The sequence below is a fragment of the Streptomyces sp. WMMB 322 genome (genome assembly GCF_900090145.1).
Lineage (GTDB): Bacteria > Actinomycetota > Actinomycetes > Streptomycetales > Streptomycetaceae > Streptomyces.
Map to the genome: position 1 here is coordinate 60538 of NZ_FMHI01000020.1, position 26414 is coordinate 86951.

At 70.4% G+C, this 26414-nt stretch carries 19 protein-coding genes; 10 read left to right on the forward strand and 9 right to left on the reverse strand.

Annotated elements, in window-relative coordinates:
- Nucleotides 1-20 precede the first annotated feature (20 nt).
- Nucleotides 21-2798, forward strand: coding sequence for a 1,4-alpha-glucan branching protein GlgB (gene glgB, locus H180DRAFT_RS25085; RefSeq protein ID WP_074466990.1), 2778 nt, complete (start codon nt 21-23; stop codon nt 2796-2798).
- A 118-nt stretch (nt 2799-2916) separates the two neighbouring features.
- Here glgB and H180DRAFT_RS25090 read toward each other — a convergent pair whose 3' ends face one another.
- Complete coding sequence (locus H180DRAFT_RS25090) at nt 2917-4356, reverse strand: cation:dicarboxylate symporter family transporter (RefSeq protein ID WP_055488419.1); 1440 nt, start codon at nt 4354-4356, stop codon at nt 2917-2919.
- 165 nt (nt 4357-4521) lie between these two features.
- Here H180DRAFT_RS25090 and H180DRAFT_RS25095 point away from each other — a divergent pair, with 165 nt between their 5' ends.
- The 5 genes from H180DRAFT_RS25095 to H180DRAFT_RS25115 all read left to right on the forward strand — a co-directional run bounded on the left by H180DRAFT_RS25095 (nt 4522) and on the right by H180DRAFT_RS25115 (nt 10686).
- A complete protein-coding gene (locus H180DRAFT_RS25095) occupies nt 4522-6291 on the forward strand; it encodes a sensor histidine kinase (protein ID WP_055488420.1) in 1770 nt (589 codons plus the stop codon).
- Nucleotides 6288-6995 (forward strand): response regulator, encoded by a 708-nt coding sequence (locus H180DRAFT_RS25100; RefSeq protein WP_055488421.1) that lies wholly within the window; start codon nt 6288-6290, stop codon nt 6993-6995. Before H180DRAFT_RS25095 ends, H180DRAFT_RS25100 begins: the two co-directional genes overlap by 4 nt.
- A 474-nt stretch (nt 6996-7469) precedes the next feature.
- Nucleotides 7470-8828, forward strand: a complete 1359-nt coding sequence (locus H180DRAFT_RS25105) for an extracellular solute-binding protein (RefSeq protein WP_175437826.1) — start codon at nt 7470-7472, stop codon at nt 8826-8828.
- A 101-nt stretch (nt 8829-8929) separates the two neighbouring features.
- Nucleotides 8930-9763: a carbohydrate ABC transporter permease gene (locus H180DRAFT_RS25110; protein ID WP_055488493.1), complete on the forward strand. Its 834-nt coding sequence runs from the start codon at nt 8930-8932 to the stop codon at nt 9761-9763.
- Between the two features lie 152 nt (nt 9764-9915).
- Nucleotides 9916-10686: a carbohydrate ABC transporter permease gene (locus H180DRAFT_RS25115; protein WP_254666185.1), complete on the forward strand. Its 771-nt coding sequence runs from the start codon at nt 9916-9918 to the stop codon at nt 10684-10686.
- Nucleotides 10687-10792: 106 nt separating this feature from the next.
- Here H180DRAFT_RS25115 and H180DRAFT_RS25120 read toward each other — a convergent pair whose 3' ends face one another.
- Nucleotides 10793-12208: an FAD-binding oxidoreductase gene (locus tag H180DRAFT_RS25120; RefSeq protein WP_055488423.1), complete on the reverse strand. Its 1416-nt coding sequence runs from the start codon at nt 12206-12208 to the stop codon at nt 10793-10795.
- Nucleotides 12209-12334: 126 nt separating this feature from the next.
- Nucleotides 12335-13360 carry an ATP-dependent 6-phosphofructokinase gene (locus H180DRAFT_RS25125; RefSeq protein WP_055488424.1) on the reverse strand — a complete coding sequence of 342 codons (1026 nt, stop codon included), beginning with the start codon at nt 13358-13360 and terminating at the stop codon, nt 12335-12337.
- Nucleotides 13361-13672: 312 nt separating this feature from the next.
- Here H180DRAFT_RS25125 and pta point away from each other — a divergent pair, with 312 nt between their 5' ends.
- From pta to pyk, 3 genes are all read left to right on the forward strand, one after another.
- Nucleotides 13673-15796: a phosphate acetyltransferase gene (gene pta / locus H180DRAFT_RS25130; protein ID WP_055488425.1), complete on the forward strand. Its 2124-nt coding sequence runs from the start codon at nt 13673-13675 to the stop codon at nt 15794-15796.
- Between the two features lie 136 nt (nt 15797-15932).
- The gene (locus tag H180DRAFT_RS25135) at nt 15933-17174 is read left to right on the forward strand and encodes an acetate kinase (protein ID WP_055488426.1); all 1242 of its coding nucleotides are present in this window, start codon (nt 15933-15935) and stop codon (nt 17172-17174) included.
- A gap of 62 nt (nt 17175-17236) precedes the next feature.
- Nucleotides 17237-18664, forward strand: coding sequence for a pyruvate kinase (gene pyk / locus H180DRAFT_RS25140; RefSeq protein ID WP_055488427.1), 1428 nt, complete (start codon nt 17237-17239; stop codon nt 18662-18664).
- 212 nt (nt 18665-18876) lie between these two features.
- Here pyk and H180DRAFT_RS25145 read toward each other — a convergent pair whose 3' ends face one another.
- From H180DRAFT_RS25145 to H180DRAFT_RS25165, 4 genes are all read right to left on the reverse strand, one after another.
- The gene (locus tag H180DRAFT_RS25145) at nt 18877-19998 is read right to left on the reverse strand and encodes a hypothetical protein (protein WP_254666179.1); all 1122 of its coding nucleotides are present in this window, start codon (nt 19996-19998) and stop codon (nt 18877-18879) included.
- Between the two features lie 145 nt (nt 19999-20143).
- Nucleotides 20144-20767, reverse strand: coding sequence for a DUF6114 domain-containing protein (locus H180DRAFT_RS25150; RefSeq protein ID WP_055488429.1), 624 nt, complete (start codon nt 20765-20767; stop codon nt 20144-20146).
- 111 nt (nt 20768-20878) lie between these two features.
- On the reverse strand, nt 20879-21496 hold the full coding sequence (locus H180DRAFT_RS25155; RefSeq protein WP_055488430.1) for a DUF6230 family protein: 618 nt from the start codon (nt 21494-21496) through the stop codon (nt 20879-20881).
- A 645-nt stretch (nt 21497-22141) separates the two neighbouring features.
- The gene (locus tag H180DRAFT_RS25165; protein WP_055488431.1) at nt 22142-23104 is read right to left on the reverse strand and encodes a tetratricopeptide repeat protein; all 963 of its coding nucleotides are present in this window, start codon (nt 23102-23104) and stop codon (nt 22142-22144) included.
- A 310-nt stretch (nt 23105-23414) separates the two neighbouring features.
- On the opposite strand from H180DRAFT_RS25165, the gene H180DRAFT_RS25170 reads away from it, so the two are divergent.
- The gene (locus H180DRAFT_RS25170) at nt 23415-24044 is read left to right on the forward strand and encodes a TetR/AcrR family transcriptional regulator (protein ID WP_055488432.1); all 630 of its coding nucleotides are present in this window, start codon (nt 23415-23417) and stop codon (nt 24042-24044) included.
- 145 nt (nt 24045-24189) lie between these two features.
- On the opposite strand, the gene H180DRAFT_RS25175 is transcribed toward H180DRAFT_RS25170, so the two are convergent.
- Both H180DRAFT_RS25175 and H180DRAFT_RS25180 read right to left on the reverse strand, forming a co-directional pair.
- Nucleotides 24190-25890 (reverse strand): coenzyme B12-dependent isobutyryl-CoA mutase large subunit, encoded by a 1701-nt coding sequence (locus H180DRAFT_RS25175; protein ID WP_055488433.1) that lies wholly within the window; start codon nt 25888-25890, stop codon nt 24190-24192.
- A gap of 94 nt (nt 25891-25984) precedes the next feature.
- Nucleotides 25985-26317 carry a DUF3817 domain-containing protein gene (locus H180DRAFT_RS25180; RefSeq protein WP_055488495.1) on the reverse strand — a complete coding sequence of 111 codons (333 nt, stop codon included), beginning with the start codon at nt 26315-26317 and terminating at the stop codon, nt 25985-25987.
- Nucleotides 26318-26414 lie beyond the last annotated feature (97 nt).

Below are 26414 nucleotides of genomic sequence, written 5' to 3' on the forward strand. Positions count from 1 at the left end.
GCAATCAGGAGGTTCCGACCGTGACCGCCTCTCAGCTGCCGCCCGACCCCACGGGGAGGGTACGGCCGCCCGTGCCTGCCACCTTCCTGCCCGGCCGGGCCGACGGCCCCGCCGGGGACGCCCGCGCGGACCTGTCGCCGGCCGCCCTGACGGGCTTGCCGGCCGGACCGCCCCGCGGGCTCGTACCGCCGGAGCGGGCCCGTCGCGGCAAGGGGCGCAGGAGGGCGGCGCAACTGCCGCAGACCGCGGCGCCCGAAGCTGCGGGGCTGTGGACGGCAGAAGTCCGGACCGCGGGAGGCCGGACCACTGGAAGCCGGACCCCTGCAAGCCCGGCCGCTGGAGCGAGGCCCCCGGCGCACAAGGCACCCCCCGCACGGCGGGACGAGTCCGGCCCCGGCTCCGGGCCGGCCGCGCACCGTGCCGCCGCGGCGCCGGCGCTGCCCGGCGAGGACCGGGCGCGGCTGCTGGCGGGCACCCACCGCAACCCGCACGCCCACCTGGGGGCCCACGCCGTCCCCGGCGGTGCCGTCCGCTTCCGGGTGCTCCGCCCGTTCGCGCGCTCCGTGACCGTCGTCGTCCAGGACGGCGACGGCGAGCGGCGGGCCGAACTGCCCGACGAGGGCGACGGGTTCTTCGCCGGCGAGCTGACTCTTCCCGGCGACACCGACGAGGACGGTGTCCCCGCCGACACCGGTGACCACAGCATCCCCGCCGGCACCGGTGACCACAGCGTCCCCGCCGACACCGGCGAGGGCGTCGGCCAGGACGGCTCCGCCCGCCCGGACGCCCCCCGCCGGGTTCCCGGCTACGAGCTGCTGGTGCGGTACGGGGAGCGGCCCGGCGAGGACGAGGTCCGCGTCCGCGACCCGTACGGATTCCCGCCCGCCGTGGACGAGTTGGACCTCCGCCTGTTCTCGGAGGGCAGGCACGCGGCGCTGTGGAAGCTGCTCGGCGCCCGCACGATGACGCACCGGGGCGTGACCGGGACACGGTTCACCGTGTGGGCCCCGAACGCGCGCGGCGTGCGCGTCGCAGGGGACTTCAACCGCTGGGACGCCGGGGCCTTCCCGATGCGTTCGCTCGGTCCGTCGGGCGTGTGGGAGCTGTTCCTTCCCCATGTCGGCGACGGCGCCCTGTACAAGTTCGAAGTCGTACGGGATGACGGCTCCCGCGTGCTGCACGCCGACCCGGTGGCCCGCGCCACCGAGGTTCCGCCCGCCACTGCCTCGGTCGTCCACACCTCGACGTTCAGATGGAGCGACGGCGACTGGCTCGACCGGCGCGCCGCCGGCCGTCCGCACGCGGCGCCCCTGTCCGTCTACGAGGTCCATCTGCCCTCCTGGCACCCGGGTCTGACGTACCGCGAACTCGCCGTGCTGCTCCCCGCGTACGTGAAGGACCTGGGCTTCACCCACGTCGAGCTGATGCCGTGCGCGGAGCATCCGTTCGGCGGCTCGTGGGGCTACCAGGTCACCGGTTTCTACGCGCCGACCTCGCGCCTTGGAAGTCCGGACGACTTCAAGTACCTGGTGGATTCGCTGCACCGGGCGGGGATCGGGGTGCTCATGGACTGGGTGCCCGCGCACTTCCCCAAGGACGAGTGGGGGCTCGCGCGCTTCGACGGCTCCTCGCTGTACGAGCACCCGGACCCCTCGCGGGCCGAGCACCCCGACTGGGGAACGCTGGAATTCGACTTCGGGCGGCGCGAGGTGCGCGATTTCCTCATCGGCAGCGCGGTCCACTGGTGCGAGGAGTTCCACATCGACGGCCTCCGCGTGGACGCCGTCGCCTCCATGCTCTACCTCGACTACTCGCGCGGTCCCGGCGAGTGGACGCCCAACTCCCGTGGCGGACGGGAGAACCCGGACGCGGTCGCCCTGCTCCAGGAGATGAACGCCACGCTGCACCGCCGCTGCCCCGGCGTCATCACGGCGGCCGAGGAGTCGACGACGTGGGACGGGGTGACGCGGCCGACGGACCAGCCGGGCGAGGGCGGTTTCGGCGGCCTCGGCTTCGACTTCAAGTGGAACATGGGCTGGATGCACGACTCGCTCGGGTACATGCGTCTGGAGCCCCGTGAACGCACGTACCGCGGCGCTCAGTTGGCGCGTGCCATGAGCTACGCCTACTCCGAGAGCTTCATCCTGCCCGTCTCGCACGACGAGGTGGTGCACGGCAAGGGTTCGCTGGTGCGGAAGATGCCCGGCGACGCCCGGCAGCAGCGCGCGGACCACCGGGCGTTCCTCGGCTTCATGTGGGCGCACCCGGGCAAGCAACTGCTTTTCATGGGCCAGGAGTTCGCGCAGGAGTCGGAGTGGTCCGAGGAGCGCGGGCCCGACTGGCGGCTCCTCGACTTCCCCTCCCACGGGAACGACGGGCACCGCGGGGTCCGGGACCTGGTGCGGGACCTCAACTCCCGCTACACGAGCACGCCGGCGCTGTGGCAGCTCGACACCGATCCGTCGGGCTTCTCCTGGGTGGCGGACGGAACGAGCGGTGCGGCCGGCCTGGGAGGGGAGAGCGTCCTCGCGTTCCTCCGGTTCGACGCCGCGAGGAATCCGCTGCTGGCGGTGAGCAACTTCTCCTCCGCGCCGGTGGATTCGTACCGGCTGGGTGTGCCGCACACGGACTGCGGCGCCTGGCGCGAGGTGCTCAACACCGACGACGCGCGCTACGGCGGCGGCGGCACGGGCAACCCCGGGACGCTGAAGTCCGAGGCGCACCCGGCCCACGGGCACCCCGCGTCGATCACGCCGGTGCTGCCCGCACGGGCGACGCTCTGGTTCCGTCCCGCCTGACCAGCCCGACGGCAGGCACCGACGGCACCGACGGCACCGACGTCATGGCGAGGCCCGCCCGGTACGGCGTGTACCGGGCGGGCCTCGTGTGTGCCGGGCGAGCGGCAGCCGGCCTGCGTCAGCCGTCGCTCTTCGCGGTGGAGACGGACACCTTGGATTCGCCGGAGCGGGCCCCGGGCACGTCCGCGTCGCCGTCGCCGCCGACGGCGTCCTCCCGGCCCTCCGGTGTGCCGGTGTCCAGGAGCGTCGACTCGTCGAACGGCAACTCGCCCGAGAGGACCTGCTTCACCCGGGTCTTGTCGATCTCCTTGGTCCAGGTGCCGACGAGGAGCGTGGCCACCGAGTTGCCCGCGAAGTTCGTCAGGGCGCGGGCCTCGCTCATGAAGCGGTCGATGCCGACGATCAGCCCGACCCCGTCGAGCAGTTCGGGCCGGTGGGACTGGAGGCCGCCCGCGAGCGTGGCCAGTCCGGCACCGGTGACTCCGGCGGCGCCCTTGGATGCGACGAACATGAAGATGAGCAGCGAGATCTGCTGGCCGAGCGAGAGCGGGTCGCCCAGGGCCTCGGCGACGAAGATCGAGGCCATCGTCAGGTAGATCATCGTGCCGTCGAGGTTGAAGGAGTAGCCGGTCGGCACGGTGATGCCGACGACGGGCCTGCTGACGCCCAGGTGCTCCATCTTCGCGATGAGCCTCGGCAGCGCCGACTCGGACGACGACGTGGAGACGATCAGCAGGAACTCGCGGGCCAGGTACTTGAAGAGCGCGAGGATGTTGATCCCCGTGACGGCCTTCAGCAGCAGCCCCAGCACCCCGAAGATGAAGACGACACAGGTGGCGTAGAAGCCGAGCATGATGACGGCCAGGGACTTCAGCGCGCCGAGCCCCGTCTCCCCGACCACGGCTGCCATGGCGCCGAAGGCACCCACCGGAGCCGCCCACATGACCATCGCCAGCACGCGGAAGACCAGCCGCTGGATGTGTCCGATGCCGCGGATGATCGGCTCGCCCGCCTGCCCCATCGCCTGAAGCGCGAAGCCGACGAAGAGGGCGATCAGCAGCGTCTGGAGGACTTCGCCCTCGGTGAAGGCCGAGATCATCGTGGTGGGGATGATGCCGAGCAGGAAGTCGGCCGTCCCCTCGCTCGCGCCCTTCGCCTCGGCGGCGCCCGCGCTTCGAGCCTCCTCGGACAGTTGCAGACCGCTGCCCGGGTCCAGGAGGTTCCCGACGACCAGGCCGATCACGAGGGCGACGACGGACATCGCCAGGAAGTAGCCGAGCGCGAGACCGCCCACGGCACCGACCTTCGCGGCATTGCGCACCGAGCCGACGCCCAGCACGATGGTCACGAAGATGACGGGCGAGATCATCATGGTGATGAGGGAGACGAAGCCCTCGCCCAGCGGCTTCAGTTCCTTGGCGGTGTCGGGCGCGATGAGGCCGAAGGCCACTCCGAGCACCACGGCACCGATCACGGCCAGGTACAGGTAGTGCGTGCGGTCCCGCCTCGTCCTCTTCGGCGGCGCCGTCGGCGTGGGCGGCGGTGTCTGCTGGGACACGTCGGGCTCCTCGTTGTGCGTTGTCGCGGCTCTGGCCCGGTCCCGGAGGTGCCGGGCTGCGGCCCCGGTCCGGTTCCGGGTCCCGGTGACTATGCAACGCGGCGTGACGCCCGTCACGGTTGAGTGCATTACGTGCACGGAAATTCCACCGGGCAGACTGGCGGCATGCGCACGCCCCGTACTCCCCGGCCTCCCCGCAGCCTGGCCGGCCAGCTCTTCGCGATGCAGGTCGTGCTGGTCGCGGTCGTGGTGGCGGGGTGCGCAGTCTTCGCCTATGTCACGGACCGCATGCAGGCGGAGGAGTCGGCACGGCACCGCTCGTCGGCGACGGCGGCCGCGATCGCCCACTCCCCGTCCGTGCGGGAGGCCATAGCCGGCCCCCGCCCGAGCGAGGCGCTGCAGCCGTACGCGGAGAAGGTGCGCCGTGACACCGGGGTCACCTTCGTCACCATCATGAACACCGAGGGCATCCGCTGGACCCATCCGAACCCCGAGCGGATCGGGGGCCGCTTCGTCGGTCACATCGGCCAGGCGCTGAAGGGCCGCAGCTTCAGCGAGACCTACACGGGGACGCTCGGCCCGTCGGTGCGCGTGGTGACGCCGATCCGGGACGACGGGCGCGTGGTGGGGCTGGTCAGCGCGGGCATAGCGGTGGACACGATCACCGAGGAGCTGCGCCGCCAGGTCGTGCTCCTGCTGGGAGTCGCGGGCGGCGCCCTCGTACTCGGCGGCGTCGGCACGTACGTGATCAACGCGCGGCTGCGGCGCCACACGCACGGCATGAACGCGGCCGAGCTGAGCCGCATGCACGACTACCACCAGGCGACGCTGCACGCGGTCCGCGAGGGACTGCTGATGCTGGACGGACAGAAGCGCGTCGCCCTGGTCAACGACGGTGCGCGCGAACTGCTGGGGCTGCGGGGCGCCCGCAACGGCGCGGGCCCCGGCGCCGGCAACGGTCACGCCGAGGCCGAGGCCGGAACCGAGGTGCTGGGCCGCAGCGTGGCGGAGCTCGGACTGCCCAAGGCGCTCACGGGCGCGCTGCTCGCCTCCGAACCCCGGGTGGACGAGGTGCATCTCACCGAGGACCGAGTGGTCGTCGTCAACACCTCACCGGTGGACGGCGGCGAGCAGCGCGGCACCGTCGTCACGCTGCGGGATCACACCGAACTCCAGTCGCTCGCCGGTGAGCTGGACTCGGTGCGGGGCTTCGCGGAGGCGCTGCGGTCGCAGGCGCACGAGTCGGCGAACCGGCTGCACACCGTCATCTCGCTGATCGAGCTGGGGCGTACGGACGAGGCCGTCGAGTTCGCCACCGAGGAACTGCAGCTGGCACAGGCCCTCACGGACGAGGTCGTCGCGGCCGTCGCGGAGCCGGTGCTGGCGGCGCTGCTGCTCGGCAAGGCGGCACAGGCGAACGAGCGGGGCGTCGAGCTGTCGCTGAGCCCGGACAGCCACATCGACGACGGTCTGCTGCCGGCCAGCCTCCCCCACCGCGACGTGATCACAGTGCTGGGCAATCTGATCGACAACGCGGTCGACGCCGCAGCCGGTTCGGGTGCGGGCCAGGGAACCTCTCGCGTCGGGGTCAGCGTGCGCGGCGAGCGGGACGGGAGCGGTGGCACGGCGCTGCTGCTCAAGGTCAGCGACAGCGGACCGGGCATCGCGCCGGAGGAGACCGAGTCGGTCTTCGAGCGCGGCTGGTCCACGAAGGACGCGGGGACGGCCCGGACCGCGGGGAGCCACGGGACCTCCGGCCCGGAGGACGGACGGGAGAACGAGACCGGCGCGGGTGTCCGGCCCGTACGCGGCCTCGGTCTGGCCCTGGTACGGCAGGCGGTGCGACGTCACGGCGGCACGGTGGCCGTGGGGACGACCCCGCAGGGCGGCGCGGAGTTCGCGGTGCGGCTGCCTCTTCCGCGGGAGGAGGGGTGAGCGGCCCAAAGGGGGCGGCCCCGCCCGTCCAGGTCCTGGTCGTGGAGGACGACCCCGTGACCGCGGACGCGCATGCGCTCTACGTCTCCCGCGTCCCGGGCTTCGCCGTTGCCGGCGTCGCGCATTCGCGGGCCGAGGCGCTGCGTGTGCTGGAGCGCACTCCTGTCGACCTGATCCTGCTCGACCTGTATCTCCCCGACGGTCACGGCCTGGCGCTGCTGCGGTCGCTGCGCGCCGCGGGCCGTACGACGGACGTCTTCGCGGTGACGTCGGCCCGCGATCTGACCGTCATCAGGGAGGGCGTGTCCCTGGGCGTCGTCCAGCATGTGCTGAAGCCCTTCACCTTCCCCACGCTGCGCGAACGGCTGCGCCGCTACGCGGAGTTCCGCAGCACCGCGGCGGCGGACGGCGAGGCGGGCAGCCAGGCCGAGGTGGACAGGGCGCTGTCGGGGCTGCGCGCGACGCCCGGGTCCACGGCGCTGCCCAAGGGGCTGAGCGAGGCGACGCTGGAAGCGGTGACGCGGGAGCTTCGCGAAGCGGGCGACGCCGGGCTGACGGCGAGCGCCGCGGCGGAAGCCCTGGGCGTCAACAGGATCACGGCTCGGCGTTATCTGGAGCATCTGGTCGAGGACGGCCGCGCGGGCCGCAGGCCGCAGTACGGGCAGGTCGGACGCCCGGAGCTGTGCTACAGCTGGCGCGGCTGAAGCGCAGCTGAGGCGTCGGCGGCGGACGGGGAAGCGAAGGCGCCGCCGGGTTCGGGATCGAGCGGAGCGTTTCCTTACCTTCTGCCGTCCGGACCATGCCCGCGCGCCGGCGTGCCGACGCACCACGCCTCCGCGACGGCACCCGGCCGTCACGGGCGGTTCATGCGTCCCAGATCGCCCACCCATGACGGGAGTTCGACGCGGCGGAGTCGAACTCCCAGCCGTGGGAGTTCTCCAGGATCTGCGCCGGGAACGGGGGTTGAGCCACCCGCGACACCCGTGACCGGCGCGCGGCGACCGGCGCACGGCGGACGTTCATAACAACGTTGTCACGGTGATGAACTGCGCCTCTGCACGGCCATTGACCTGGACACGGCGGACCGGGAAATTGTACGGACAAAGCCGTCCCACGCGGCCCGCGGCCCCCGTCGGCGGCCCGGCCGTGGCCCGAGGAGGTCATGCTCCGTGATGCCCGTGCGCCGCACCAGCCCACTGGTCCTCAGTATCGCCGCCGTCCTCGCCGCAGGAACGCTCACAGCCTGCGGCGGAGGCAGCGGCAGCGACCCGAACACGATCAAGATCGCCTTCCCGAAGGACACCGACAAGAAGGTCACGGTGCGGGACGACTACGTGAAGGACATGGCCGAGGAGTTCGAGAAGAAGCACAAGGGCAAGAAGGTCGAGATCATCCCTATCCAGGCGTCGCAGCAGGACTACTACTCCAAGATCCAGCAGATGATGCGCTCGCCCAAGACCGCGCCCGACCTCGTCTACGAGGACACCTTCCTCATCAACTCCGACATCAAGAGCGGCTATCTGCGCCCCGTGGACAACTACCTCCGCAAGTGGGAGGCCTGGGACCAGTTCGAGCCGTCGGCGAAGACCGCGGCCAAGGCGGAGGACGGCAAGACCTACGGCGTGCCCGACGGCACGGACACCCGCGCCATCTGGTTCAACAAGAAGATCTTCAAGAAGGCCGGCCTCCCCGAGGACTGGAAGCCGAAGACCTGGGACGAGGTCCTGGAGGCGGCCCGTACGGTCAAGAAGGAAGTACCCGGCAAGATCCCGCTCAACGTCTTCACCGGCAAGGCCGCCGGCGAGGCGGCGGCGATGCAGGGCTTCGAGATGCTGCTCTACGGCACCGGCGAGGACCCGCTGTACGACAAGAAGTCGAAGAAGTGGGTCAAGGGCAGCAAGGGATTCCGGGACAGCCTGAAGTTCGTCGAGACGGTCTACGGCGACGGCCTCGGGCCGGACGTCGACGCGGCCCTCAACCCCAACATCCAGACCAAGGTCGGCACCGACCTCTTCCCGAACGGGAAGCTGGCAATCGGCATCGACGGCTCGTTCCTCAGCAACAACTGGATCAAGACCGGCGGAAGTCCGTGGCCCGAATGGGACGAGACCATGGGCATGGCGCCGATGCCGACGCAGAACGGCGAGGCGCCCGGTGAGGTGAGTCTGTCCGGCGGCTGGACCTGGTCGATACCCGCCAAGTCGAAGAATCCCGACCTGGCCTGGAAGATGATCGAGACCTTCCAGACCAAGGAGAACGCGCTGGAGTGGTGCATCCGCGGCTCGCAGATCGCCGTACGCAAGGACGTCGCGGCGGAGGAGAAGTACCTCAACTCCCTGCCCGGCATCAAGTTCTTCACGGACCGCGTCGAGCACAGCGACTACCGCCCGGCCCTCCCGGTCTACCCCCAGGTCTCCACGGCCATCACCGAGGCGATGGAGTCCGTGACGACCGGCGACTCCTCCGTCGAGGAAGCCGCGAAGTCCTACGACCAGCAACTGGAATCCATCACCGACGGAGACGTCACCACCAAGTGACCACCACCGACCTGACCCCGCCCGTCGGCACAGGACCCCCGGGCGGGGGCGGCGGCCACACCCGCAAGGCGAGCGGCGACCGCGCGCCCGCCTGGCGGTGGCTGCCCATCGCCCCCGCCACGCTCCTGCTGCTGCTCTTCCTCGCCGGACCGATCGCGTACTGCGTGTACATCGCCTTCACGGACATGCAGCTGACCGGCCAGGCGTCCGCATCCTTCGTGGGCCTGGACAACTTCGAACGGGCCTTCAAGGACGACGACTTCCGCAACGCCGTCGTACTGACGCTGGTCTTCACGCTCGTCTCCAGCATCCTCGGGCAGAACACCCTGGGGCTGGCCCTGGCGGCGCTCATGGCGCGCTCCTCGAAGACCGTCCGGTCGGTGACCGGAGCCGTCGTCATCAGCGCCTGGGTGCTGCCGGAGATCGTGGCCGGCTTCCTGCTCTACACCTTCTTCAACAAGGAGGGCACGCTCAACGCCGTACTCGAATGGCTGAGCCTGCCGTCCCAGAACTGGCTGTACACACTGCCCATCATCGCGGTCTCCTTCGCCAACGTCTGGCGCGGAACGGCGTTTTCGATGCTGGTCTACTCGGCCGCCCTCTCGGAGATCCCCAAGGAGGTCACCGAGTCCGCCGAGGTCGACGGCGCCGGAGCGTGGCAGCGCCTGTGGCGCATCACGCTGCCGATGATCCGGCGCTCCATCGGCACCAACCTGATGCTCAACACCCTGCAGACGCTGTCGGTGTTCGGGCTGATCTGGGCGATGACCCGCGGCGGGCCCGGCAACCGCAGCCAGACCCTGCCGATCTTCATGTACGACCAGGCGTTCAACAAGTCGCTCATCGGCTACGGCACCGCGGTGGCACTGCTCCTGCTGGTCGTCGGCGCGCTGTTCTCGGTCGTCTATCTGCGCCTGATGCGCGAGGAGGTCTGAGGCAAGCGATGACCGCCCTCCACGACTCCACCCCCGCGGCGGGGGCCCCGGGCGCCCGTTCCGCCGGACGGGGCCGCCGACCGCTCCCCCACCACGCCCTCAGCCGCGGCACCCGGCAACGGATCGCGGCGGACCTCGGGCTGCTCGTCATCATGGCCTCGTTCGTACTCCCGCTGCTGTGGCTGCTGTTCGCCTCGGTGGACGAGAAGCCCGGGATGACGGTGACGCCGCCCGGCTCCCTGACGCTGGACAACTTCTCCAACGTCCTGACGGACGAGATCACCTTCACCCCGATGCTCAACAGCCTGCTGCTGTGCGGCAGTGCCACCCTGATGACCGTCGTCTGCGCCGCACTTGCGGCCTACCCGCTCTCCCGGTACAGGGCACGATTCTCACGCCCCTACCTGCTCACCATCCTCTTCACCACGTGCCTGCCGATCACGGCGGTCATGGTGCCGGTCTACGGCCTGTTCGTGCAGACCAACCTCATCGACACCATGCACGGCACGTCCTTCTTCCTCGCCACCTCGCAACTGCCCTTCGCCATCTGGCTGATGAAGAACTTCATGGACGGCGTACCGGTGGCGCTGGAAGAGGCGGCCTGGACGGACGGCGCGAGCTGGCTCCAGGCGCTGGTGCGGGTGATCCTGCCCCTGATGGGGCCGGGCTTCGCCGTGGTGACGGTCTACAGCTTCATCATGATGTGGGGGAACTTCTTCGTCCCCTTCATGCTCATCATCAGCCCGGACCAACTGCCCGCGTCGGTGAGCATCTTCACCTTCTTCGGCAATTTCGGTTCAATCGCCTACGGCGAGCTCGCCGCGTTCTCGATCCTCTACTCCACGCCCGTGCTGCTGCTGTACATCCTCATCTCGAAGCGGCTGGGCGGCGGCTTCACGCTGGGCGGAGCGGTGAAGGGCTGAGACGGTTCCGTTTCTGCCGCGGCCGGCAGGCCTTCAGGCCGCGGCAGAAACGGGCGATCGGCGTACCGCCCCCGCACCACCCCTCACGGGCCCGCGGCCACGGTGCTCACGGCCTGCGCGCCGCCCGTGCGAACAGGCCCTCCGGATCGTACGCGGTGCGGATCCGCTCCAGCCGTTCCTCGTGCGGGCCGAAGACCTCGCCGTGCAGCTCGCTCGCATCCTCGCCGAGACCGGCGAAGTTGACGTACGTACCGCCGCTGGAGAACCGCTTCATGTCGTCCCACGCCGAACGCGCCCACCCGATCGCGGCGTCGTCGAGGGCCGGGTCCTCCCAGGCCGAGTCGACACTGACGTTGTACCGGGCCGACCGGTGGGCGAACGCGCTGTCGTCGCGGCCGACGCGCGCCACGGCACCGCCCAGGGTGCGAACGACGACGAGGCTCTGCGGAGTCGGCCGCCGGGAGTCCCACTCCAGCAGGGTCCGGATGGCCTCGTCGGTCAGCTCCTCCGTGAAATGCGACTTCATGAAGTAACGCCGGCCGTCGGGGAACAGCCCGTCGTTCGCGCTCTGCAGCGCGACGTAGGGCACGGTTCCGCTCAGGTCCGCCAGGGGCGGACCGAGGTCGCGCAGCGGCGCCAACGCGGCGTCCGCGTCCGCACCCGCCGGCCCCCCGTACACGCCACCGACGATGACGCACTTCGCCCCGTGCAGCTCCTCCGGGATCGCGGGATCCGGGGGGACGCTCCACAGCAGGATCTCCGGCGTGACCGTCTCCGGTGCGGTGCACGTCACGTCCCGCCAGGCCCGCAGCACGGACTCGGCGTGCTCATAGGGGTACAGAACCAGTGCCGCGGCCACCTGCGGGCCGAGCCGGTGGAGACCGAACTCGAAGGACGTGACGACTCCCATGCCGCGTCCCCCGCCGCGCATCGCCCAGAACAGCTCGGGGTCCTCCTCGCGGCTCACGGTGCGCACCGCGCCGTCCGCGGTGACGACCTCGAGCGAGCGCACGCTGTCGCAGCTCAGCCCGAAGGTGCGCATCACGAAGCCGAGCCCGCCACCGAGAGTGAGCCCCGCGATGCCCGTCACCGAGATCTCTCCTCCGGGCGCGGCCAGCCCGTGCAGCTGCGTCTCGGAATCGAGCTCGCCCCAGGTCACGCCGGCCTGGGCGCGTGCCGTACGTGCGGCGGGGTCGACGTGCACGCCCCGCATCCGCGAAAGGTCGATCACCAGCCCGTCGTCGCACACCGCGCTGCCCGCCACCTGGTGGCCGCCGCCGCGGACGCTGACGACGGGACGGTGCTCGCGCGCGGCCCGCACCGTCCCGACGACGTCCGCGGTGCCGCGGCAGCGGGCGATGACGGCGGGGCGGCGGTCGATCAGGCCGTTCCACACGGCGCGGGCCTCGTCGTACCCGGGATGCCCGCGGTCGATCACCTCGCCGCGGAGCGAGTCGCGGAGCTGACCGGCGATCGCCTGCTCCGCGGCGGCTGTCGATGCGTTCGTCTGCTCGTGCGGCATCGGCGTCACCTCCCGGTGCGCGCTGCCTTGTGCCGCTGTCCCTTCCAGGGTAGGCCGCGGCCGCGGGGCCCGGAGGCCGGCCGGGCGCCCGCAGGCTCTGGGACCACCGCCGGGAACCGCCGGCCGTCAGTAGACGGATTCGGCCTCGTCCATGCGGTCCTGCGGAACCCGCTTCAGTTCGGTGACCGCGTTCGCCAGCGGAGTCATGACGATCTCGGTGCCGCGCAGCGCCGTCATCTGGCCGAAGTCCCCGCGGTGTGCCGCCTCCACGGCGTGCCAGCCGAAACGGGTGGCCAGCACCCGGTCGTACGCGGTGGGCGTTCCGCCCCGCTGCACATGCCCGAGGATGACCGGCTTCGCCTCCTTGCCCAGCCGGTACTCCAGCTCGCTCGCGAGCCGGTTGCCGATGCCGACGAAGCGCTCGTGCCCGTACCGGTCGATGACGCCCCGCTCGTACGGCATCGAGCCCTCGGCCGGGTGGGCGCCCTCCGCCACGCAGATCAGGGCGAACTTCTTCTCGCGGGAGAAGCGCTCCTCGACCATCTTCACCAGGTCGTCGACCTCGAAGGGCCGCTCCGGGATGCAGATGCCGTGCGCGCCCGCGGCCATGCCCGCCTCCAGGGCGATCCACCCGGCGTGCCGCCCCATGACCTCGACGACCATGACCCGCTGATGGGACTCGGCGGTGGTCTTGAGGCGGTCCATGGCCTCCGTGGCGACGCCGACGGCGGTGTCGAAGCCGAAGGTGCGGTCGGTCGCGGAGATGTCGTTGTCGATGGTCTTGGGCACGCCCACGACCGGTAGGCCCGCGTCAGCCAGCATCCGGGCCGCGGTCAGCGTTCCCTCGCCGCCGATGGGGATCAGCGCGTCGAGGCCGAGCCGGTCGATCAGTTCCTCGGAGTTGTCGCACGCCTCGCGCAGGCGGTCGCGCTCCAGTCGGGCGGAGCCCAGGATCGTCCCGCCGCGGGCGAGGATTCCGGCGACGTCGTTGGTGCCGAGCGAGCGGTAGCGTCCGTCGAGCAGCCCCGTGAATCCGTCCTCGAAACCGATCACTTCGTCGTGCCGGTCGTGAACTGCCCTGTGGACGACGGAACGGATCACGGCGTTCAGGCCGGGGCAGTCGCCGCCTGCCGTGAGGACTCCGATGCGCATGGGGGTTCTGTCTCCTGGTGTCGGTCGGCCCGCGCCGGGCGGGCGCTTCTTGCTTCTCGGTCCTTGCGGTGAGCCGTCTGAGCGATGACGAGTGTTTCATGTGTTGAACGCACGCCGCACCGGCGTCCGCCCACCGGACCGCTTCTCCGGCTCTCCTGCCCGCTCCGGGAACCGGCTCACCTCGCACCGCGGGTACGGTCGGGGGCGAGGGGGCGTGGGCACCTGCAGAAGTGCGGCAAATCCCCGCACGGGCCGACTATTGCACGGTCTGCCGCCATGAGCGCCCGGCCGGAGACGAGAGGAAGAACACCTGTGACCCGCAGCGTGTACGTGACCGGAATCGGCCGCGGCGACGGCCGCCAGGTCATCGAGCTGGGAGTCATGGAGCTCCTGACCCGCCGCGTCGACCGCGTCGGGGTCTTCCGCCCGCTGGTGCACGACGGCCCGGACCGCCTCTACGAGCTGCTGCGCAGCCGTTACCGCCTCACCCAGCCCACCGACAGCGCCCTCGGCATGACCTACACGGAGGCGGCCGCGCTCCAGGCCGGCCGGGGGGAGGACGAACTCGTCTCCCGCCTCGTCGAGCGCTTCCACGAAGCAGCCGCCGGCTACGACGCCGTGCTCGTCCTCGGCACCGACTTCGCCGACACCCAGCTGCCGGCCGAGCTCACGCTCAATGCCCGCCTGGCCAACGAGTTCGGCGCCTCGGTGCTGCCCGTCGTCTCCGGCAAGGGCCAGGGCGCCGCCTCCGTCGCGTCGGAGGTGCGCAACGCCCGTCATGCGTACAGCTCGCTCGGGTGCGACGTCGTCGCGATGATCGCCAACCGGGTGCGCGGTGCCGAACGGGACGAGACCGCGCGCCGCCTGGCCGGCCGGCTTCCCGAACCGGTGTACGTGCTGCCGGAGGAACCGGCGCTGTCCGCTCCGACGGTGGCGCAGGTACGGGACAAGCTCGGCGCCGAGCTGCTGCTGGGCGAACCGGCGGCGCTCGCCCGCGACGTGCGGGATTTCGTCTTCGGAGGAGCGCACCTCCCCGTCTTCCTGCCGGCCCTGACCGAGGGCTGCATGGTCATCACCCCCGGGGACCGCGCCGACCTCGTCGTGGGTGCACTCGCCTCGCACGCCGCCGGCTCCCCCGCCATCGCCGGCGTCGTCCTCACCCTCGGCGAGCGTCCCGGCGCGGAGACCATGGCGCTGGCGGCACGGCTCGCGCCCGGTACGCCCGTCCTGGGCGTCACAGGCGGTTCGTTCCCGACGGCGGCGGAGCTGCTGCTGCTGGAGGGCAGGCTGACGGCCGCCACGCCGCGCAAAGCGGAAGTGGCGCTCGGTCTGTTCGAACACCACGTGGACACCGGGGAGTTGACCGGCCGGCTCGCCGTCGCGCGGGGCGAACGCGTCACGCCGATGATGTTCGAGCACCAGCTCGTCGAGCGGGCCCGCGCCGACCGCCGCCACATCGTGCTGCCGGAGGGCACCGAGGAGCGGGTGCTGCGCGCCGCTGAGGTGCTGCTGCGCCGCAACATCTGCGACCTGACGCTGCTGGGCGAGCGCCCGGCGGTGCGCAGGCGGGCGGCGGAGCTCGGCATCGACCTCACGCTTCTGGGCGAGGACGAACTCCCCTCCGACGCGCAGGCGTCCGCGCGGATCGTGAACCCGCAGACGTCGCCGCTGCGGGAGCGCTTCGCGGAGACGTACGCGAAACTGCGCTCCCACAAGGGCGTCACCTTCGAACTCGCCCACGACGTCGTCGCGGACGTGTCCTACTTCGGGACGCTCATGGTGCACGAGGGGCTCGCGGACGGCATGGTCTCGGGCACCGCCCACTCCACGGCCGCGACCGTCCGTCCCGCCTTCGAGGTGATCAGGACGAGCCCCGACGCCTCGATCGTCTCGTCCGTCTTCTTCATGTGCCTGGCCGACCGTGTCCTCGTCTACGGCGACTGCGCGGTCAATCCGGACCCGGACGCGGAGCAACTCGCGGACATCGCCGTCCAGTCGGCGACCACGGCCGCCCGCTTCGGAGTCGAGCCGCGTATCGCGATGCTGTCCTACTCGACGGGCACCTCCGGCTCCGGCGCCGATGTGGACAAGGTCCGCCGGGCGACGGAACTCCTGCGCGAACGCAGGCCGGAACTGCTGGTGGAGGGCCCCATCCAGTACGACGCGGCGGTGGAGCCCTCCGTCGCGGCCACGAAGCTCCCCGGCTCACAGGTCGCGGGCCGCGCGACCGTGCTGGTCTTCCCGGACCTCAACACCGGCAACAACACCTACAAGGCGGTGCAGCGCTCGGCCGGAGCGGTCGCGGTCGGGCCGGTGCTCCAGGGGCTGCGCAAGCCGGTCAACGATCTTTCACGCGGGGCGCTGGTCTCCGACATCATCAACACGGTCGCGATCACCGCCGTCCAGGCGCAGCGCAACGGCGGCACGGGCGGCTGAGGGCGCTCGCCGCCGGCCGCCCGGGACGGCCCGCGGCGACGGCCGCGGCGATATCGTCGTGAGCGGCCGCCGCCTGCCCGCAGGCCGCACGCCGCCCCGCCACCGCCGCAGGACCACGCAGAAAGCCGAGCACCCCGTGACCGCCACCCGCGTCCTCGTACTCAACTCCGGCTCCTCCTCGGTGAAGTACCAGCTTCTGGAGATGACCGACGGCACACGCCTCGCCGCGGGGATCGCGGAGCGCATCGGGGAGAAGCAGTCGCGTCTGCTCCACAGTCCGCTGGCTTCAGGAGGTGAACGCCGGGAGCGTGTCGAGGAGTTCGCGGACCACGAGGCGGCGCTGCGTGCGGTCTCCGAGGAGCTGGAGGCGGACGGGTTCGGTCCTGACTCCCCGCGGCTGGCCGCGATCGGGCACCGCGTGGTGCACGGCGGGCGCACCTTCACGCGGCCCACGCTCGTCGACGACAGCGTTCTCGCGGAGATCGAGCGGCTGATCCCCGTGGCGCCGCTGCACAACCCGGCCAATCTGACGGGCATCACGACCGCCCGTGCCCTCAACCCCGGCCTGCCTCAGGTCGCCGTCTTCGACACCAGCTTCCACACGACGATCCCGGAGTACGCCGCGCGGTACGCCATCGACACCGCCACGGCCGACGAGCACCGCGTGCGCCGCTACGGCTTTCACGGCACCTCCCACGCGTACGTCTCGCGCGAGACCGCCGCCCTGCTCGGCAAGGACCCCTCCGAGGTCAACGTCATCGTGCTGCACCTGGGCAACGGGGCCTCCGCGTCCGCCGTCAGGGCCGGCCGCTGCGTGGAGACCTCGATGGGGCTGACCCCGCTTGAGGGCCTGGTGATGGGTACCCGTTCCGGCGACGTGGACCCCGCCGTGGTCTCCCATCTGGTGAGGGTCGCGGGCATGTCCGTCGACGAGGTCGACGAGCTGCTGAACAAGCGGAGCGGGCTGGTCGGTCTGTGCGGCGACAACGACATGCGTGAGATCACCCGCCGCGTCGAGGAAGGGGATGAGGCAGCCCGGCTCGCCTTCGACATCTACATCCACCGCCTCAGGAAGTACATCGGCGCCTACACCGCCGTGCTGGGAACCGTCGACGCCGTGGCCTTCACCGCCGGTGTGGGCGAGAATTCCGCTCCGGTACGACGGGCCGCGCTGGCCGGCCTGGAGGGCCTGGGGCTGCGTGTGGACGAGGAGAGAAACCAGGCGGAGCGGGAGGACCCGGCCGCACGGCAGGCCAGGTTCATCTCGCCCGAGGGCGCCCGCGTCGCCGTGGCCGTCGTACCGACCGATGAGGAGCTGGAGATCGCAGAGCAGACCTATGCGCTGGTCAGCGAGTCGGGTTCACCGGCTCGTCACTGAACTCGTGATCCACTTCACCCCCGATACGTTCCGCATTTGAACAAACCGTTAGGATCGTCCTCATGCGCCGTTCCAAAATCGTCTGCACCCTGGGCCCAGCCGTCGACTCCTACGAGCAGCTGAAAACGCTGATCGAGGCCGGCATGAACGTGGCCCGATTCAACATGAGCCACGGCACCCAGCCCGAGCACCAGGAGCGGTACGACCGCGTCCGCAAGGCCGCGGAGGAGACCGGCCGGGCGGTGGGCGTACTGGCCGACCTCCAGGGCCCCAAGATCCGCCTGGAGACCTTCGCGGAGGGGCCCGTCGAGCTGGTGCGCGGCGAGGAGTTCACCATCACCACCGAGGACGTCGAGGGTGACAGGACGATCTGCGGCACCACGTACAAGGGGCTGCCGGGAGACGTCACCAAGGGCGACCCCGTCCTCATCAACGACGGGAACGTGGCCCTCCAGGTCACCGAGGTCGACGGTCCGCATGTGCGCACCATCGTGATCGAGGGCGGCGTCATCTCCGATCACAAGGGCATCAACCTGCCGGGTGCGGCGGTGAACGTCCCCGCGCTGTCCGAGAAGGACATCGAGGACCTGCGCTTCGCCCTGCGCATGGGCTGCGACATGGTGGCGCTGTCGTTCGTCAGGGACGCCTCCGACGTGCGCGACGTGCACCGGATCATGGACGAGGTCGGCCGGCGCGTCCCGCTGATCGCCAAGGTCGAGAAGCCGCAGGCCGTCGCGAACATGGAAGACGTCGTCATGGCGTTCGACGGCGTGATGGTGGCCCGCGGCGACCTGGCCGTCGAATATCCGCTGGAGCGGGTGCCGATGGTGCAGAAGCGGCTGATCGAGATGTGCCGCCGCAACGCAAAGCCGGTGATCGTCGCGACCCAGATGATGGAGTCGATGATCACCAACTCCCGTCCCACGCGCGCCGAGGCCTCCGACGTCGCCAACGCGATCCTGGACGGGGCGGACGCGGTCATGCTCTCCGCGGAGTCCTCCGTCGGCCAGTACCCGGTGGAGACCGTCAAGACGATGTCGAAGATCGTGGAGGCGGCCGAGGAGGAACTGCTCAGCCGCGGCCTGCAGCCGCTCGTGCCGGGCAAGAAGCCCCGCACGCAGGGCGGTTCGGTGGCACGCGCCGCGGCCGAGATGGCGGACTTCCTGGACGGAAAGGCGCTCGTGGCGTTCACCAAGTCCGGCGACACCGCCCGCCGGCTCTCCCGCTACCGGGCCTGCCAGCCGATCCTCGCCTTCACCACCGAGCCCGAGACCCGCAACCAGCTCACGCTGAGCTGGGGCGTGGAGACGTACGTGGTGCCGCACGTGGAGCACACCGACGAGATGGTCGAACTGGTCGACGCGGAACTGCTGAAGCTCCAGCGCTACGACGAAGGCGACACGATGCTCATCACCGCGGGCTCCCCGCCCGGTGTCCCGGGCACCACGAACATGGTCCGGGTGCACCACCTGGGCGGCTCGGCGCACTGACCGGGCTCGCGCGCCTGAGCCCGACTGCTGCGGGCCCGTGGCCGGTTCTCCGGCCACGGGCCCGCGGCAGTCTCGCCCGAGGCCGCCTGTCCCGCACACGGCTCACGGCTCACGCGCGGCTCACACCCGCGGAGCGCAACGAGCAGGGCCCGCGGCCTCGTTGAGGTCGCGGGCCCTGCTGTGGCGGCTCCCGGTGAACGGCTGCGGGCGGCTCAGTCGATGCTCTGGTGCAGACCGGGGACCGTCAGATTGCCCCCGAACTGACCGGCCTGCCTCACCTCGACGTTGGTGAAGTACGCCTCGGGGATGTTCAGCGGCGGCGGGTGCTCCGGGTCGAAGACGATCGGGATCAGCCCGAACAGGTTGCCCTTGAGTTCCTCGGTGTACATCGTCACCTTGCCGCCACGGATCGTGGAGGTGGAGCCCTTGGCAGCCTGGACGTGGTAGTTGGTGCCGTCCGGGCCCTTCACGATCTGGTGCAGGTCGCCGATGTCGAGGCTGCTCGCGGTGAACTTCAGGGCCTGCTTGGTCCTGCCGTCCTGCGTGCGGATGTTGACGACGCCCTCGTAGTCCAGGCCGTGCAGACCGAGCGAACTGGCCTTCAGCTGCCACGGCTCGTTGGGCAGGCTGTTCGGAGTCTGCTCGTCCTTCCCGGCGGACTTCTTCGCCTCGACGCAGGGGAAGTCCTTGCCGTCCTTGCGGGCGTTCTCCTCTCCGGCCTCGTCCTCGCCGGCCGAAGGCAGCTTGTCCGCGGCGCCCTTGCCGGCCTCTTCGACACCCTTGCCGAGCTTGTCGGTGGTGTCCTTGAGGCCGTCGCCCACCTTCTCGACGGCGTCGCCGACCGGCTCGTCCGCCTTGGTGGAGGGCTCGGGGGAGGAAGAGGCCTTCTCCTCTTCCTCCTCCTTCTTCTCCGCTGCCTTCTCTTCGGGGGAGAGGATGTCGCCGATCGCGTCGCCGACACCGCCCAGGAGACCGCCGCCGTCCTCGTCCTCTTCGGGGTCGGACGGTGACGGGCTGGGCTCGGGGTCCTCGGACCCGCCGCTGCCGCCGCTGCCGCCGGACGGGCTGGGCTCGGGCTCGGAGGAGCCGGAGCCGGGCTCGGAGGAGTCGGAACCGCCGTCGGCCTCGTCCCGCTGCTTCTCCTTCTCGGCCTTCTCCTTCTCGGCCCTCTCCTTGGCCTCCTTCTCGGCCTTCTCCCTGGCCTTCTCCTCCGCGTCCTCGTCCTTGTCGGGCTGGGACACGCAGGCGCCGCCCTTGAAGGGGTTCTTGGGCAACGGCTTGGCGCTGGCGAGCTGCGGCGTCAGCCCCATGCCCATCAGGACCGCGGACGGCATGGCCGCGATGGCTATCGCTTTGCCCGCGGGGACATGCAGGCGGTTCAGCAGCGGTTTCCTCGGAGCCGCGTGACGCGGTCCGATTCTCCCGCGGCCGGCGTCGGACGCTTCTTGCGCCGACGGCACCGCCTCCTCCTGAACCTCGTCACCCGGCACGGTGCCTCCCGTTCCCGTGGTTCACATCGGCTCCGGTCGACGAAGCCGTTCCAAAGACTGAAAGGTCGTCCTGGGCCGTGCCGCTGGGACGGCCGATTTCCGAGTCCCTGTCCGCGTCGGTGGGCGACGAGGAGTAAGTGGGGCTCGAGGGTGCCCTGCGGGCGGCCGAGTTGACGTCCTCGGGCTCATCGCCTCCAGCCTCTCGCTTCGCCAGGGGCTTTCCCGGCCCCCAGGAGACACCGAGCGCCCCACCGATCAGACCCAGCAGGAATCCGATCATGTAGCCGCCGAAGTTGGAGACGACCAAGGAGACCAGGCACAGCAGAATCGCCGCGATACCGGCGAACACCCGAGAATGCGGCTGGAACCACATCGTCAACCCGAGCACGATGAGCAGGGCGCCGATGATCAGCGAGCCGGCGCCCGCCGTCGTCGACATCCGGATCGTCAAGGAGCCCAACGTGAGGTTGTGATACGGGATGTACATGATGGGGATGCCGGCGAGCAGCGTCAGCAGTCCGCCCCAGAACGGGCGCTGTCCACGCCAGTCCCGGAACGAACTGCGCTTCTGGCCGAATCCGGTCGTCAGCCTTTGTCGCGTCTCGGCGCTCATGTCGTACAGCTCCTCGGGACTGGCACAAAGCTTGCGTTGGTGGAGCAGACCGGATGGGTGCGGGGCGGCAAGGAGCAGCCGCGCCACACCCATCCGGTCAGCGAGTGCGCATCAGTAGCACTCGTTCTTGCCTTTCTTCACGGCCATCTTGAGACCGCTGAGCTTGAAAGTACCGGCGGTGGTCGCCCAGGCACGCTGCTTGACATCCGTGAATGTCGCGCTGTCTGCCTGCTGGGCGAACGATCCCGGCGCGTACTTGTCGCCCTTGTTCGGGCCGGGGCCCTTCGAGGTGCTGTCCGCCGCGACGCCGATGTCGATGTTGTTGAACTGGGCGTTGGCCGCGATGTCATCGGCATCGATGTACAGCTTCTTGGCCTCGACCGGCGTCGCCGGATCGGCGCCTGCGCCCAGCTTCATCGTCACGTCGCCGAATGCCGGAACCGGCACGACGACGGACTGGCAAAGATTCCTGATCTTCGCCTCGTTGAAGCCGACGACCGCAACGGGCTTCTTACCGGCCTTCGTCGAGTCGACGGCGCCGTACTGGACGAAGCCCTTGCCGTCCAGGCGGTCGGCGCTGACCTTGAACTGCTGGCCGGAGACGCTGAACGACGCCGCCAGCGCACCCTGCGAAAGTGCCACACCGATCGCTGCGGTGGCAGCGACGCTCGGCACCATGACGACGGCGAACCGCTTCCATCTGGTCCCGCCACGAGCCAGGGACTCCATGACTTTCCTCCTTCTCGGACGTACATCTCCGGCCTGGACGGACCGATCCTCAACGGCCCGCTCCCTGACCTGGGATGGGAGAAGTGCTACGTCCTCGGGAAGGAGAGCGCCGTCATCGACAGACGTACGGGTACGTCACGTCCGAGCTGTCGGCGATCACCCCCGAGCGACAACCACTGGCCACGCTCTCGCGCAACCTGCTTTGTTCGGACAGGCCCTGCCGGTTTCGGCAGAGACCCCCCTGTCCGTAGAACCGGCGGTGTTACTGGGTCGAGCTCAAGCTTGCGTGCCGGTCCTGCTCGGTGGGGATCCAAAGCCAGCAAGGCACCGAATGGTTGCCGGGCTGCGGGCAATGGACCGAGCTTGGCCGATCGTGGTCTATCCGAAGGCTGCGCACAAGGGGGTGCGTTACCAGTGAGTAACGGCCAGATAACCGCTCAGCGGCCGATCAGCATAGGGCAGACACACAGGGTCGTCACCCCTGGGGGAAGGAACCGGGAACCAACCGGACATCCGAGAAGAAAGCTCGCAGGGGCATTTACTGCGAGTAACAGCGACTGCGATTGCCAAGTTTTGGCAAAACACAGCCGCTGATGTCGCTAAAACCATCTGTCGTGACCGAAGGTGCGGCCCCGCACACTCCGGTCAGAACAGCACGCGTGCGAGGGCGCTACGCGCCGTGACTACCCGTGGATCCTCCGCGCCAATCACGTCGAAGAGCTCCAGCAGCCGCAGACGCGCAGTCTCCCGATCCTCCCCCGCGGTCTTTTTCACCGTCTCCACAAGCCGGCCGAACGCGTCCTCCACGTGACCGCCCGCCATGTCCAGGTCTGCCGCCCGGAGTTGGGCCTCCACGTCGGCCGGGCGGTCGGCGGCGTCCTTGCGCACCTGCTGCGCGTCCAGACCCTGCACACGGCCGAGCAGTTCGGCCATCGCGAGGCCGACCCGGGCCTCGGTGTTGCCGGGGTCGGTCGACAGGACGTTCTTGTACGCCTGTACCGCACCGTTCAAGTCACCCGTGTCCAGGGCCTGCTGGGCCGCCGCGAGCGCCGGGTCCTCCGGTTCCGAGGGCTGCTGCTGTGCCTCCTCGGCACCCTCGTCGGCCACGGCGCCCTGCAGGCCCGTGATACCGAAGCGCTCCTCGGAGACCTGGATCAGCTGGTCGAGGGTCTGTCTGATCTGTGCCTCGGGAGCGGCGCCCTGGAAGAGGGGCAGCGCCTGACCGGCCACGACGGCGAACACCGCGGGGATCCCCTGGACGCCGAACTGCTGCATCAGCATCTGGTTCTTGTCGGCGTCGATCTTCGCGAGCAGCACGCGCCCCGCGTACTCCCGCGTCAGGCGCTCGAGCACGGGCGAGAGCTGCTTGCACGGCTCGCACCACTCGGCCCAGAAGTCGATCACCACGGGGACCTCGGCGGAAGGCTGGAGCACCTTCGCCTCGAAGTCCGCCTCGTCGACGTCGATGACCAGGCTCACCGGGGCGCCGGCGTCGCCCTGCGCCGCCGAGCGCGCCCTGGCCTGCTCTGCTTTCTGCTTGGCCTCACCGGCCGCCTTCACCGCGGAGAGGTCGACCACTCCGCTCATGGACATGTTGCGTGGCTGCATGAGTCCAGTCTCCCCCCTTTCCCGCCGTGCTGTGTGCCGCGCCGGGTCCCCGTCCGGCTGTGGTCGTGGTCGTCGCACCGGAAAGCGCCCCCGTTTTCCGATACGGTTCGTAGCGTAACTGCTACGGGGTCCCCTCGCGCAAGCCCCCCGCGTCCTGTTCCGCCGGCGTTCCGGCCCAGGTCCCGCTCGCGCCCCGGTTCCGCCCGGGCCCCGGCTCCCCTCGCGTGCCCGTGCCGTTCCGGTTGCCCCGGCGGTGAATGCCCGGAGCCCGCCGTCCGCCGCGGCAGACCGCCCGGTATGGTCTGACGGCATGGCCCCCTCCGAGCCCTCGCGCCGCCGCGCCGGCAGGCCGCGCAGCGCCGAGGCCGACGCCGCGATCATGGAAGCGACACGTGAGGCGCTGGTCGAGGTGGGCTGGAGCAAGCTCACCGTGGGACACGTCGCCGCGCGGGCGGGTGTGGCCAAGACCACCCTCTACCGGCGCTGGGCGAACAAGGGCGAACTCGTCGTCCACGCGGTCGCAGCCCTCTTCGACGAACTCGAACTGCCCGACTGCGGCAGTCTGCGGGCCGACATCGAGTTCGTGGTGCTCGCCTTCGCCGGTCTCCTGCAGCGGCCCGGAACGAACGCCTCGCTGATGGCGGTCGTCGCGGAGTCCACCCACGACACCGTCCTGCGCGAGCACATCCGCGAGGCGATCGTCGAACGGCAGAAGCGGCTCGTGCTCCAGGGCCGCCAACGGGCCCAGGCACGCGGCGAGTTGCCGGCCGCATCGGCCGACCCCGCCGAGGACGCACAGCTGGTCGACATGATCTTCGACGTCATCGCGGGAGCGGTGGTGCACCGCACACTGGTCAGCGCGGAGCCGGTGGACGCGGAGTGGGCGGGCCGCTTCACCTCCCTGTTCCTGCACGGCCTTGCGGCCGCCTCCTCCCCCTGACGTCCGGAGGGCCCACGCTGCCGCACCCCTGCGGGGCGGCGGAAAGGCGGTGCCTCCGTCCGAAGTGAGCGCCCGGGCGGGCCCGTCGGCGATCGCCCCGTGCACGAGCGCACCACCACCGCCGACCGCACCGCCCGGCCGGCGGTCAGAAGACGGGCGGCTCCGTGTAGACACCCCACTCGTCGCGCAGCGCGTCGCAGATCTCGCCCAGCGTGGCCTCGGCACGCACCGCGTCCAGCATCGGTCCGATCATGTTCGCGTCGCCGCGGGCCGCCTCCATCATCGTGGCCAGGGCGGCGGACACGGCAGCCTCGTCCCGCTCCTTGCGGCGCCTGCCCAGCTCCCGGACCTGCTCGTGCTCGACCTCGTGACTGACCCTCAGGATCTCCAGGTCACCGGTGACCGAGGAGGTGTGGCAGTTGACGCCGACGACCTTCTTGTCCTGCTTCTCCAGCGCCCGCTGATAGGTGAAGGCGGCCTCCGCGATCTCGCCGGTGAACCAGCCGTCCTCGATGCCGCGCAGAATGCCCGAAGTGATGGGCCCGATGGGGTGATTGCCGTCGGGGACGGCACGGCGCCCGCGCTCCTTGATCTGGTCGAAGATCTTCTCCGCGTCGGCCTCGATGCGGTCGGTCAGCGCTTCGATGTACCACGAACCACCGAGCGGGTCGGCGACGTTGGTGACGCCGGTCTCCTCCATCAGCACCTGCTGGGTGCGCAGCGCGATCTCCGCGGCCTGCTCGCTGGGCAGGGCGAGCGTTTCGTCCAGGGCGTTGGTGTGGAGGGAGTTGGTGCCGCCGAGCACCGCCGCGAGCGCCTCCACCGCGGTGCGTACGACGTTGTTGTACGGCTGCTGCGCGGTCAGCGATACGCCCGCCGTCTGGGTGTGGAAGCGCAGCCACTGCGCCTTCTCGCTGGTGGCCCCGTACTCGTCGCGCATCCAGCGGGCCCAGATCCTGCGCGCGGCGCGGAACTTGGCGATCTCCTCGAAGAAGTCGACGTGCGCGTCGAAGAAGAAGGAAAGGCCCGGTGCGAAGCTGTCGACGTCGAGGCCGCGGCTCAGGCCCAGTTCGACGTACCCGAAGCCGTCGGCGAGCGTGTACGCGAGCTCCTGCGCGGCCGTGGAGCCGGCCTCCCGGATGTGGTAGCCGGAGACCGACAGCGGCTTGTAGGCGGGGATGCCCCGGCTGCAGTGCTCCATCAGGTCGCCGATGAGCCGCAGGTGCGGCTCGGGCTGGAAGAGCCACTCCTTCTGGGCGATGTACTCCTTGAAGATGTCCGTCTGCAGGGTGCCGTTGAGCACGGCAGGGTCCACGCCCTGACGTTCGGCCGCGACCAGATACATGCAGAAGACGGGCACCGCCGGGCCGGAGATCGTCATCGAGGTGGTCACGTCGCCGAGGGGGATCCCGGAGAAGAGCACCTCCATGTCGGCGGCGGAGTCGATTGCGACGCCGCAGTGTCCGACCTCGCCGAGCGAGCGCGGGTCGTCGGAGTCCCGGCCCATCAGGGTCGGCATGTCGAACGCCACGGACAGCCCGCCACCGCCGGAGTCCAGGATCATCTTGTAGCGCTCGTTGGTCTGCTGCGCGTTGCCGAAGCCGGCGAACTGCCGGATCGTCCAGGTCCGGCCCCGGTAGCCGGTGGGGTACAGGCCACGCGTGAACGGATACTCGCCGGGCCAGCCGATCCGCTCGAAGCCCTCCACCGTGTCCCCGGCGCGGGGCCCGTAGACCGGCGCCACCGGGTCACCGCTCAGCGTGGTGAAGTCGGCATCCCGCTTGTTCGCGGCGTCGTACCGGGCCTGCCAACGGCGACGGCCCTCTTCAATCGCGTGTGCATCCATACCCCCGAATTTACTTGGACGTCCAAGTAATTGTCGACCGATCGTTCGGTGACGCGTGCGGACGAAGAGGCTCGCGGGGTCCGCGGGATGGCGGTTACGCCTCGGCTGCGGCGGTGCGCCCGTCCTCCACCAGCGGCGAGACCTCGCGCACCACCTTGCGCTCGACGAAGAAGGCGGCGGTGGGAATCGTCCCGGAGAGCAGGATCCACAGGAGCCTGCCGAACGGCCAGCGGGCCTTCTGGCCCAGGTCGAAGGCGACGACCAGGTAGATCATGTAGAGGAGGCCGTGGGTCTGGGAGACCACGAAGGTCAGATCCTCACCCATGCCGAAGCCGTACTTGAACGTCATGCAGACGCACAGCACCAGCAGCATCACGGCGGTGACGTAGGCCATCACCCGGTACCGGGTCAGTACGGACTTCTTCATGAGCACGAGCGTAACGGGCCCTTCCGCGGGCCCTTTCCGCGGGCCCCTCCGCCGCCCCCGGCCCGCACCGGCGCGGGCGGGTCCGGCGGAGGGGCCG

What these genes read in the sequence shown, in the direction of transcription:
- pyk (WP_055488427.1), top strand. Translation starts at nt 17,237, where the DNA reads ATGCGCCGTTCCAAAATCGTCTGCACCCTGGGCCCAGCCGTCGACTCC.
- H180DRAFT_RS25115 (WP_254666185.1), top strand. Translation starts at nt 9,916, where the DNA reads ATGGCCTCGTTCGTACTCCCGCTGCTGTGGCTGCTGTTCGCCTCGGTG.
- H180DRAFT_RS25165 (WP_055488431.1), bottom strand. Translation starts at nt 23,104, where the DNA reads ATGCAGCCACGCAACATGTCCATGAGCGGAGTGGTCGACCTCTCCGCG.
- H180DRAFT_RS25125 (WP_055488424.1), bottom strand. Translation starts at nt 13,360, where the DNA reads ATGCGCATCGGAGTCCTCACGGCAGGCGGCGACTGCCCCGGCCTGAAC.
- H180DRAFT_RS25120 (WP_055488423.1), bottom strand. Translation starts at nt 12,208, where the DNA reads ATGCCGCACGAGCAGACGAACGCATCGACAGCCGCCGCGGAGCAGGCG.
- H180DRAFT_RS25145 (WP_254666179.1), bottom strand. Translation starts at nt 19,998, where the DNA reads ATGCCGTCCGCGGTCCTGATGGGCATGGGGCTGACGCCGCAGCTCGCC.
- H180DRAFT_RS25095 (WP_055488420.1), top strand. Translation starts at nt 4,522, where the DNA reads ATGCGCACGCCCCGTACTCCCCGGCCTCCCCGCAGCCTGGCCGGCCAG.
- H180DRAFT_RS25155 (WP_055488430.1), bottom strand. Translation starts at nt 21,496, where the DNA reads ATGGAGTCCCTGGCTCGTGGCGGGACCAGATGGAAGCGGTTCGCCGTC.
- H180DRAFT_RS25180 (WP_055488495.1), bottom strand. Translation starts at nt 26,317, where the DNA reads ATGAAGAAGTCCGTACTGACCCGGTACCGGGTGATGGCCTACGTCACC.
- H180DRAFT_RS25175 (WP_055488433.1), bottom strand. Translation starts at nt 25,890, where the DNA reads ATGGATGCACACGCGATTGAAGAGGGCCGTCGCCGTTGGCAGGCCCGG.
- H180DRAFT_RS25170 (WP_055488432.1), top strand. Translation starts at nt 23,415, where the DNA reads ATGGCCCCCTCCGAGCCCTCGCGCCGCCGCGCCGGCAGGCCGCGCAGC.
- H180DRAFT_RS25150 (WP_055488429.1), bottom strand. Translation starts at nt 20,767, where the DNA reads ATGAGCGCCGAGACGCGACAAAGGCTGACGACCGGATTCGGCCAGAAG.